The organism is Candidatus Culexarchaeum yellowstonense, assembly GCF_024707025.1.
GTDB lineage: Archaea > Thermoproteota > Methanomethylicia > Culexarchaeales > Culexarchaeaceae > Culexarchaeum.
The window spans coordinates 1-2,003 of sequence record NZ_JANGFQ010000247.1; the positions used below are offsets into that span (position 1 = coordinate 1).

2 protein-coding genes are annotated in these 2,003 nt (G+C 35.4%); one reads left to right on the forward strand and one right to left on the reverse strand.

Translation table 11 applies throughout. The annotated features are described in order from the left end of the window. Positions 1 to 192, reverse strand: a 192-nt coding sequence (locus MRT15_RS12160; RefSeq protein ID WP_304330558.1) for a hypothetical protein, incomplete at its 3' end; no start/stop codon positions are given. Positions 193 to 1,726: 1,534 nt separating this feature from the next. Between MRT15_RS12160 and MRT15_RS12165 the strand changes: the two genes are divergently transcribed. Continuing rightward, positions 1,727 to 2,003 (forward strand): hypothetical protein (locus MRT15_RS12165; RefSeq protein WP_304330559.1); only part of this gene is annotated, 277 nt, incomplete at its 3' end.

A 2,003-nucleotide genomic window follows, 5' to 3' on the forward strand; every position in this document is an offset into this window, starting at 1 on the left:
AAGCACCCTATCAGCATACATTTTCTCCATAACCATACGTAGCCTAACATAAGTATTCCTTAAATCCCTCCTATACTCGTTCCAGAGAATCTCCTCCTCCCCCTTTACGCTCTTCCTACGCTGATCAATAATGTTAAGTGATTCATCAAGCAACTCCCTTATCTTCTCAAGCAGTACAAGCAAGCTAACCAAAACACACACCTAATGAAGCATTCTTAACCCCATATATAAAATTAACTTCAACACTTCCACCTTGTAAACTTCAGCTTTAAACCTATCTATAAGCCTCGCTTGTAGCTAACTTATTAAGAGGTGGCTTAAGCGCACGTATGATGAGAGACTGAAGGAAGACTATGTTAAGAGTCTTAAGATCAAAACAGGAATTAGCTGAAGAATTCTAAGTGGCTTAAATCTAAAATTAAAAGATATCTAACATCCTTAACTAAACCAACCTCTTGAGAAGGGGCATGTCCAACTACTATTTTAGTTCTTTGGTTATTTCTTCTTATGTTTAGGAGGTGGGATGTTAGGGTTTATGATGTTGGCTTCTTGACGTTTAGATTATGTTTTGGATTTTATGGATCTTGCACATACGTAGAATTCCAGTTCCATTCTAATCAAATCTTATTATGGATCTTAAATAAAGAGAATTGAAGAGGGGAAAAGGTTTAAATGTGTTACCGAATCAATACTTGTGAATCTCAAATAAAGAGAATTGAAAGTTTGGTAACACCAATCTGCCTTGTCTATCCAGAGCTTGAATCTCAAATAAAGAGAATTAAAACTGCTAATTCAACTTCTCTAAGCTGTAATGCATATATCTTATCGTATCTTGTTTCAAGGCTATTTTGAAGATGAAACGACGCAGCCAGTTATGGATAGAAGACTCTCAATAAGCTCAGAACTAGGCTAACTTCATCCAAAAACAACAATCCTCTAACAATAGACAAAAACTTACTGTTAACAATATGTAAAATCATCTTAACACTGGGAGGAATTAACATTCAAAACAGCCTCAAATAAATATCCCTCATAGACCCGCAATAATGACCAACCAACTCACTAGCGCTAAAGAGGATTGAACATGAAGAGGAGCAAAACTCCAACTCCTCAACTCATCACTAATACCCTCACCATCAAGCTCCTTACGCAAAAGCTAAAATAATCTAATCAAGCCTATTCAGGAATAGTGTTTCACTAAAGTTCTTTCACTATTTTTCCATTTAGGTATCTGCTTATGTTGATCTGTAATCTCCTCCATCCTCAAATCCTCAAGTAGACTAACCATAACATATACTCAGGGAAACAGAATAGAAAAAAGTTATGCGAAATACTATAGTCAAGGATGTGATGCTGTTAGTATTTCGCTAAAGTTTTCCACTATTGTCTTCATGTTAAGTATCTGCTTTATATTGAATTTGTAATTCTCCCTCACCCTAAAGCCTCAGCAGATCATCATAGCATATACTCAAGAAACATTAGTATGTGAAATATATAGATAAAATTCAAATATTACAGTACAATACCTTCATGAAGCTAACAAAATGCGCAAATTAGGAAGCCAGATACAATATATTAAGTTGCGGTCTTAACGATCAATCAGGCATACCCAACATCTATAAGCTTTCACAATTTATAAGTCTGATTTGGAGCTTATGAATTGTAAGTAGCAGCTGGACGATTCCATCAATCATAAGATTTATATTATTCTGTTGAGGTATAGTTTATGAATGTTCATATTGTTACTTGCGGAACCTCCATTATTGAAAACTACTCTAGACATCCAAATATTCCTAGTGAGGATTCTAGAATCATCATGGTTGATGATGAAGTATTAAAGAGAGCATCTCCTAAACATGAATTCTTCATTAGGGTCTACGAATTCTTGAAGACTAACCCCTACAATGCAAGTGCTGAGCTTAACGCTATGAAGAGGTTTCTTGAGGATAAGCTTGTCGATGAGGTTTACCTATACCATACCGATACAGGTAAAGGACTATTCT